Source organism: Acinetobacter stercoris (assembly GCF_900323515.1).
Classification (GTDB): Bacteria; Pseudomonadota; Gammaproteobacteria; order Pseudomonadales; family Moraxellaceae; genus Acinetobacter; species Acinetobacter stercoris.
Map to the genome: position 1 here is coordinate 1 of NZ_OOGT01000185.1, position 8,239 is coordinate 8,239.

Below are 8,239 nucleotides of genomic sequence, written 5' to 3' on the forward strand. Positions count from 1 at the left end.
AGTTTGAACAAGGCGGTTATGAACCAACTATTTTAGAAGCTGTTAGTGTATACAATAAAAATAAAACTAAGCCCCCTATTTTGATTACTTTACATAGCCAATATAACTGTTGTTATCCTCGTCCAGAAGGAAAGAATTATCAGGTCGATTTATATCAAATCCAGAATAACAAAGGAAAATTAAAACTTAAATCATATACCTACGTTTTAGGGGATTATGCTGATGGATTCGAAGGACAAACTGATGTAAGAGAAAAATCTATTTTTAAATTTAAAGATATTGCATCAATCAAAAAATGGTTAGATAAAAATTACAAATGAGAAAACAATGAAAAATACATTCTTTTTAAGTATTTGCCTTTTAAATATTTTATTATCTCAAAGTTCATTCGCTGAAGATAAATGCGAAAATAAAGAAACTACTAATTTGTCAATTTTTAAAAAAAATGACTATAAATTTCACACTGAAATTTGTTATTTAGAAAACGGCGCATACCTCAACAATTATTTAATTAATTCAGACCAAAAACTTTTTATTCAAAAATCTGAGGATTTTGCAGCAAAAGAAATACCAGAAGTCAAAGCTGTTAGTATTTATCGTTCAAAGTCTTCTAAAACGCCCATATTAATCACAATTAATTCAGCTTATTATTGTTGCACCCCACAAATGGAGGGGAATAATTATAATGTAAACCTATATGAAATAAAAAAAATTAACCACAAGTTAACTTTAAAAGATATTACTAAAATACTTGGTGAAGATTCAGAAGGATTTGAAGGCCTTGCAGAAGGACGAATCCATTATAAGTTTAAAGATATATTATCTATTAAGAAGTGGTTAGATATAAATTACAAATGAAAAGACAATGAAAAATACATTCTTTTTAAGTGTTTGCCTTTTAAGTCTTTTAATTTCTCAAAGTTCATTCGCAGCAGACAACAAACTTTTAAGTTATAAAAATTGCTCAGAACTAGATTTGAATGAAGAAAAAGACTTTAAAATGGACGGCGAACCAACTGAAAATATATTTAGGAAAAATCACTTTAATTACTCCGCTGTTCCTATCTCAAATGAAAATGAAAGTTACTGTGCAATCATTGATCAAAAAAAAATGTGATTATTGATGTTATTCCTACAATGGTATCAGGATTATGTGGTGGACAATGGAAGCCTAATAGTTCAACTCCTATTTGGAATCATGATGTAGGTGGTGGTCGCGCAGGTGTCGATTCTATAATTTTCCCACCAGTCGAATGCATCAAAGGGTACACTAAAGAAGATGCCTCAAAGGAAAATATCAAGGAAATAGTTGATAATTTCAAATGTGTGTATACGCCGTACAACAAACAAGATATTAGAGATATAAATGATTTTGCCTTTTATTTATATAAATTAGGTGCATTCAAGCCACCTTTAGAAATATTGCAGGATGTCATTAAACTTGATCCTAAACGGACAGTAGCATATTTAAATATTGCCGATGTATACCTAGCCTTAGGTAATGTCCAACAAGCAAAAAAATACTATTCTGTTTACTATGAAAATATGAAAAGAGATGGTCTATTAAACAAAGTGCCATTTAGGGTATTAAAGCAGATCAAGAAATAATGGTTGGAAATTTTATTATTAAAGTGCGCAGGATATAGACATATACAAAATGTATGGTAACGGCTTAAGTAAATAAGGAAAGTTTCTTAATTCTCAAAAAATCCTAATTTGTTTTAACAAGTATTAGCTTTTGATAATTTATAGAATATTATAAAAAGTTTCTGTATGTTTTTATATAATTTTTTTTTAAAAAGAATAATAATTCATCCCCCGATGAATTATAAATAAAGAGGGATGAATTATTATCTTTAAGCTTTAATGATAACCATGTAACTGGCGATATAGACCAGGAGTTACTCCTGTCCATTTTTTAAATGCACGGTGGAAAGTTGAAGTTTCGCTAAAACCAACCTGTTGTGCGACATCTTCCAGAGTCAAATCAGGGTTTAACAGTAAATGGATGGCAGCATCACGGCGTAAAGCATCTTTAACTCCCTGATAACTTTTGCCTTCAGCAGCTAAACGGCGACGTAAAGTTTGTGGAGAAAGATATAACATTGAAGCAACATCGTTTAATGTAGGCATTTCCTCGCCAATCTGGCTCTTTAACACTTCACGAATACGAGAAGTGAGTGAGTTGGTATTTTTAAATTTAACCAATAACTGGGCAGGCGCTGCTTTTAAAAACTCTTCCAGACCAGTTTCATCTTGACGCAAAGGCAAATCCAGATAATCCGCTGCAAAAGTAATTTCTGTACGAGGCATGTCAAATTGCATCACAGGAGCAAAGAACAGTGCATCATATTCATCTGCATGCGCTGGACGTGGGTAACCAAAGTGAACACGTTCCAGTGGGATGCGACGCTCAATTAACCATGATGCCAAACCATGCCAGATCATTAGCATGCTTTCAGTAATAAAGTGGTCTGGATCCATTGTTCGTGGAATAAGAGGAACAAGACGCGCCTCATGTTTATCACGTTCCAGAGATACCGACCATTCATCACCAAATAACTTATAGAACTGTGAAGAGAGCTCTAAAGCATCTCCAAGTGTTTTTGCATGAATAATCAACTGACACATAATGGCAAAAGTGCCCAAACGACGTGGCTGGATATCAAAACCAACGTGTTCATCCTGTGTTACCATCCACAGCATTTTCACAAAGCGGGTGTATTGTTCGGGAGATATACGCGCTTTAGGTTGGCGGAGTAGTTCCGCTTCGATGCCAACGTGTGAAAGTAATGTTTCGACATCCATGCCTAGACGCTTAACGCCTGTTAAGGCTGCATTCACGAAATGGATACTGATCGTATCACGACTCATGTTTAATCCTTCAGTCTCTTTTATGTTCACTAGCATTGACCTAAATGACGCAGAAAAAATATAAATTGGCAATTTACTATAGAGTAAATGCTCTTTTTACATCATAAATTGCCGAAATGATCAAGGTAAATGGCTGAACATGACATTGTTTTATCTCTTTTATATTTCTATTATAAGTGAATAATCAACATAATATTGGTAAAAATAATCATGACAGGCACTTTAAATGGATTGAAAGTACTGGATTTTTCAACTTTGTTACCTGGACCTTTTGCAACAATGTATCTCGCTGATCTTGGCGCTGAGGTGGTGCATATCGAGTCGCCAACACGTCCAGACCTTATTCGTTTACTTCCTCCATATGCCAATGGTCAGGCAACTTCGCATAGCTATCTAAACCGTAATAAACAATCTATTGCACTAGACTTAAAAGATCCGCAAAACATTGAACTGATTAAACAAAAAATATCAGATTACGATATTGTCGTAGAGCAGTTTCGCCCAGGTGTAATGCAACGTTTAGGACTCGATTATCAGACATTATCAGAAATAAATCCGCGTTTAATTTATTGTTCGATTACAGGTTATGGACAAACGGGTAGTTATAAAGATAAGGCCGGTCATGATATTAATTATATTTCACTGTCGGGTATTGCAGGACATAGTGGCCGTAAGATAAATGGACCTCCTCCTATGGGGGTACAGATTGCGGATGTTGCTGGTGGTTCAATGCATGCCGTGATTGGCATTTTATCTGCAGTCATTGAGCGCCAGCAGAGTGGGCTTGGACAATATATTGATATTTCAATGACTGATTGTGTGGTTGGATTAAACAATATGGCGGCGGCGGCGAGTCTGGCAGGTGGTCAGAAGCAGAGAGTGGAACAAGAACATTTAAATGGTGGAACATTCTATGATTATTATGAAACCAAGGATGGTCGTTACTTTTCTGTAGGTAGCTTAGAGCCACAATTTATGTCTGGGTTGTCGGTAGCACTCGAATTGCCGATCTTGCTTGAAAAGGGGGCTTCATTTGATCCAGAAGATCGTCAAATGGTGAAACTTGCTTTGGCTGAAAAATTTAAGACCCAAACATTTGATCAGTGGAAGCAGATATTTATGGACATTGATGTTTGTGTTGAACCGGTTTTATTGCTTGAGGAAGCATTGAATTCAGATTTAGCCAACGAACGTCATTGGGTAGTGGATGTGCCTTTACAAGCTGGTGGTGAACAAACTGAATCTCAATTGGCTTGTCCGATTAAATTTTCAAGATCAGTTATAAAATATGATTATATTGGGCAGGCTTTAGGGCAAGGAAAATGGTAAATTTATCATATATTTTCTGTTAAATATTATATATATCAATAAAGTAACAAAATATATGAAATGTTTCAAAAAAAACGAGAGTAATATATAACTAATACAAAAAATATATATAGGTTGTCCATTATGAAGGATTTAAGAAGCCGCTTAAATCTCTGTATCAGTCTCGTATTACTCGGATGTGGAACTCAAACAAATGCCGCAGGTGCATTTGATCCACAAAGTCCCTGGATGTTCGGGGACTGGAATGGAGAACGTACCGCATTACAGCAAAAAGGTTATGACTTTAATTTTGGTTATACTGGAGAGTTAGCCAATCAGTGGGATGCAAAATATCATTCAGGGCATCCTACTCAATATGCTGATCAATTTGTTTTAGGCGCTCATCTGGATCTGGAAAAAATTGCAGGTTGGAAAGATACCGAAGCACAGATTACAGTGACTGAGCGTAATGGTCGTTCATTATCTCAACGTTCTGAAGCCTTGGCAGGTCATTTAAGTTCTACTCAGGAAATCTGGGGGCGTGGACAGACTTGGCGTTTGACTGATTTCTGGATCAAGAAAAAATTTCTTGACCAAAAACTGGATGTGAAAGTCGGTCGTTTTGGGGAAGGTGAAGATTTCAATAGTTTTGACTGCGATTTCCAAAACCTGGCTCTATGTGGTTCTCAAGTCGGGAACTGGGTGGGTGATCAATGGTATAACTGGCCAGTCAGTCAGTGGGCAGCACGTGTTAAATATAATGTTACCCCAGAAGTTTTTGCGCAAGTCGGAGTTTATGAATATAACCCGGAAAATTTAAAGCGTGGAAAAGGCTGGAACATGAGTACTGATGGTTCCAAAGGTGCAATCATTCCACTTGAGGTGGTATGGCAGCCCAAGTTGGATCTTGGACAAGGTGCGCTACCTGGAGAGTACCGTGCAGGATATTATTATAGTACAGCCGATGCAGAAGAAATAAAAAACAAGACTGAAACTGATCATAAACAGGGGGGGTGGATTGTCCTTAAACAGCAGTTGACAGCACATAAGGGTGATGTAAATCGCGGTTTAACTGGTTTTATCAATGTAACCGTACATGATTCAAAAACTAATAGTGTCAAAAACATGCAAAATATTGGCTTGGTCTATAAAGGACCTTTCGATGCCCGTCCTAAAGATGATATCGGGGTTGGTTTAGCACGCATTGAAGCCAATGATGATGTGAATAAAAATTTAGATAGTGAATATAACGCTGAAATTTATTATGGCGTTCATGCAACAAACTGGTTAACTGTCCGTCCAAATATTCAATATGTCCGCAATGTTGGTGCTTATGACCATCGTGGTGAAAATGTTTGGGTTGGTGGTATTAAACTTGTCACAGCATTCTAGTTTTTAACTTAACACGTTTGAATACTTCTCGAGCTGGAGAAGAAAAAAACACAAAAATTAGTGTTTGTATTCAATCTACTTAAGTTAAAAGTCAATAAATTGCTCAAACCCTTTATAAAAGGGTTTTGAGTGTTCTTGAAATCCAGAAATATCAGGTGGTATCTATGACTACTCCATCTTCAGGTTCAGGATTTAGAACATTTACAGTCATTATTTCGGCTATATTTGGTCTATTTCTGCTGATCGGTGGTATATGGTTAGCTGCTTTAGGCGGGTCTCTGTATTATATCCTTGCAGGGATTCTCTTTTTAGTTACAGCCGTTTTACTCCGCCGTTTAAAAAGTTCTGCTTTATATGTATATGCCATACTCGTTCTCTTCAGTGTGATCTGGGGATTATGGGAAGTTGGTTCTGACTTTTTTGCACTTGCACCACGCTTGGATATTCTGGGAGTGTGGGGATTAGTCCTCCTTATCCCAGCAGTGACTCGTGGAATTACAAATGCAAAAGGCGCAAAACTTGCATTGGCAGGTTCTCTTGCAATTACTATTTTGGTGATGATCTATTCTGTCTTTAATGATCCTCAGGAAATCAAGGGAACATTAAAGACGGCTCAACCTGAAACGCATGAAGGTAATACTGGAGTAGCTGATGCTGATTGGCCTGCTTATGGACGTACTCAAGCAGGTATTCGCTATTCACCTTTAAATCAGATCAATGAGCAAAATGTCAAGGATTTGAAAGTTGCCTGGACTTATCGTACTGGTGAAATGAAAACCGCCAACGATTCAGGTGAAACTACCAATCAGGTCACTCCAATTAAAGTGGGTGACAATATGTATATTTGTACAACTCACCAGAAGCTTGTTGCTCTAGATCCTGCAACAGGTAAAGAAAAATGGGTATATGATCCGAAGTTAAAAGCAGATAATACTTATCAGCATTTGACATGCCGTGGTGTATCTTATTTCGATGCAAGTAATACTGCTGGTTTTGAAGCGAGTTTACAAAATAAAAAATCAACTTCAACCGAATGTCCGCGTAAGGTTATTTTACCTGTAAATGATGGTCGTTTAGTTGCTGTAAATGCAGATACTGGTAAAGCATGTTCTGATTTTGGGCATAATGGTGAAGTCGATTTACAAAAAGACATGCCTTATCCTTATCCAGGTGGTTATATCCCGACTTCTCCTCCAGTTGTTACAGGTACAACTATTATTCTGGGTGGTTCAACTACAGATAATTTCTCAAATAAAGAACCTTCTGGTGTGATTCGTGGTTACGATGTTAACACTGGTGCTTTACTTTGGGTATTTGACACTGGTGCAGAAAATCCAAATGCGATTCCAGCACCAGGACAAAAATTTGTAAATAACTCGCCAAATGCATGGGCACCTTTAGCTTATGATGCAAAACTGGATATTGTGTATGTTCCAACAGGTGTTGGTACTCCTGATATCTGGGGTGGTGATCGTTCTGAACTTAAAGAACGCTATGCAAACTCGATGTTGGCAATTAATGCAAGTACAGGTAAGTTAGTCTGGAACTTCCAGACTACTCATCATGACTTGTGGGATATGGATGTACCTGCTCAACCATCATTAGCTGATATTGATGTAAATGGTCAAAAAGTTCCTGCAATTTATGTGTTAACCAAAACAGGTAATGCTTTTGTACTGGATCGCCGTAACGGTAAAGCTATTATTCCGATTACAGAAAGAGCAGTTCCTCAAACAGTTAAACGTGGTCCACAAACCAAGGGTGAACATTATTCTCCTACACAACCGTTTTCTGATTTCAATTTAGCGCCTAAAGATAAATTGACAGATAAACAAATGTGGGGTGCGACGATGTTTGACCAAATGATGTGTCGTATTTCATTTAAACGTTTGAATTATGATGGTATTTATACACCACCATCTGAAAATGGCACGTTGGTTTTCCCTGGTAATTTAGGGGTGTTTGAATGGGGCGGTATGTCAGTTAACCCTGACCGTCAAATCGCAGTGATGAATCCAATTGGCTTGCCATTTGTATCTAAACTCATTCCAGCAGATCCAAATCGTCCACAAACGGCTAAAGGTGCAGGGACTGAACAAGGCGTTCAACCAATGTACGGCACACCTTATGGTGTTGAAATCAGTGCGTTTTTGTCACCATTTGGCTTACCATGTAAACAACCTGCCTGGGGCTATGTCACTGGTGTAGATTTAAAAACGCATGATGTTGTGTGGAAACGCCGTATCGGTACGATCCGCGATAGTATGCCAGGTATCCCGTTACCTCCATTTAAAATGGGTGTACCAATGCTGGGTGGTTCAATTTCGACAGCTGGTAATGTGATGTTCTTGGGAGCAACTCAAGATGATTATATTCGTGCAATCAATGTCACGAATGGTGATGAACTCTGGAAAGGTCGTCTACCAGCTGGTGGTCAGGCTACTCCGATGACTTATGAAAGCAATGGTAAACAGTACGTTGTGATTATGGCAGGTGGTCATGGCTCATTTGGTACCAAGATGGGTGATTATCTGGTTGCATATGCACTTCCAGATAAAAAATAAGTCACTATAAGCTTAAAAAACCAGTAGTTCATCTACTGGTTTTTTTATTGATCATGCTTATATTTTGAGGTGCATTGAATAATAAACACAGAGTTTGATAA

7 protein-coding genes and 1 pseudogene are annotated in these 8,239 nt (G+C 37.4%); 7 read left to right on the plus strand and 1 reads right to left on the minus strand.

What is annotated here, in order from left to right:
- The 4 genes and pseudogenes from KPC_RS15655 to KPC_RS15670 all read left to right on the plus strand — a co-directional run.
- Positions 1–320, plus strand: a pseudogene (locus KPC_RS15655) (hypothetical protein); the annotation flags it as partial.
- 7 nt (positions 321–327) lie between these two features.
- Entirely contained in the window at positions 328–858 is a 531-nt protein-coding gene (locus KPC_RS15660) for a hypothetical protein (RefSeq protein ID WP_121975289.1), read from the plus strand.
- Between the two features lie 7 nt (positions 859–865).
- Positions 866–1,117 (plus strand): hypothetical protein, encoded by a 252-nt coding sequence (locus tag KPC_RS15665; protein ID WP_121975290.1) that lies wholly within the window; start codon positions 866–868, stop codon positions 1,115–1,117.
- On the plus strand, positions 1,114–1,608 hold the full coding sequence (locus tag KPC_RS15670) for a tetratricopeptide repeat protein (RefSeq protein ID WP_121975291.1): 495 nt from the start codon (positions 1,114–1,116) through the stop codon (positions 1,606–1,608). Before KPC_RS15665 ends, KPC_RS15670 begins: the two co-directional genes overlap by 4 nt.
- 255 nt (positions 1,609–1,863) lie before the next feature.
- Here the strand turns inward: KPC_RS15670 and KPC_RS15675 are convergent, their stop codons facing one another.
- Complete coding sequence (locus KPC_RS15675) at positions 1,864–2,874, minus strand: AraC family transcriptional regulator (RefSeq protein WP_121975292.1); 1,011 nt, start codon at positions 2,872–2,874, stop codon at positions 1,864–1,866.
- 210 nt (positions 2,875–3,084) lie between these two features.
- On the opposite strand from KPC_RS15675, the gene KPC_RS15680 reads away from it, so the two are divergent.
- The 3 genes from KPC_RS15680 (at position 3,085) to KPC_RS15690 (ending at position 8,138) form a co-directional block, all read left to right on the plus strand.
- Positions 3,085–4,203, plus strand: coding sequence for a CaiB/BaiF CoA transferase family protein (locus KPC_RS15680; protein ID WP_121975293.1), 1,119 nt, complete (start codon positions 3,085–3,087; stop codon positions 4,201–4,203).
- Positions 4,204–4,326: 123 nt separating this feature from the next.
- Positions 4,327–5,574: a carbohydrate porin gene (locus tag KPC_RS15685; protein WP_121975294.1), complete on the plus strand. Its 1,248-nt coding sequence runs from the start codon at positions 4,327–4,329 to the stop codon at positions 5,572–5,574.
- 164 nt (positions 5,575–5,738) lie between these two features.
- Positions 5,739–8,138 (plus strand): glucose/quinate/shikimate family membrane-bound PQQ-dependent dehydrogenase, encoded by a 2,400-nt coding sequence (locus tag KPC_RS15690; protein WP_121975295.1) that lies wholly within the window; start codon positions 5,739–5,741, stop codon positions 8,136–8,138.
- The last annotated feature ends 101 nt before the right edge of the window (positions 8,139–8,239 follow it).

Excerpts from the sequence above, each read along its gene's own strand:
- KPC_RS15675 (WP_121975292.1), bottom strand. The coding sequence starts at position 2,874 with ATGAGTCGTGATACGATCAGTATCCATTTCGTGAATGCAGCCTTAACA.
- KPC_RS15690 (WP_121975295.1), top strand. The coding sequence starts at position 5,739 with ATGACTACTCCATCTTCAGGTTCAGGATTTAGAACATTTACAGTCATT.
- KPC_RS15665 (WP_121975290.1), top strand. The coding sequence starts at position 866 with ATGAAAAATACATTCTTTTTAAGTGTTTGCCTTTTAAGTCTTTTAATT.
- KPC_RS15685 (WP_121975294.1), top strand. The coding sequence starts at position 4,327 with ATGAAGGATTTAAGAAGCCGCTTAAATCTCTGTATCAGTCTCGTATTA.
- KPC_RS15680 (WP_121975293.1), top strand. The coding sequence starts at position 3,085 with ATGACAGGCACTTTAAATGGATTGAAAGTACTGGATTTTTCAACTTTG.
- KPC_RS15660 (WP_121975289.1), top strand. The coding sequence starts at position 328 with ATGAAAAATACATTCTTTTTAAGTATTTGCCTTTTAAATATTTTATTA.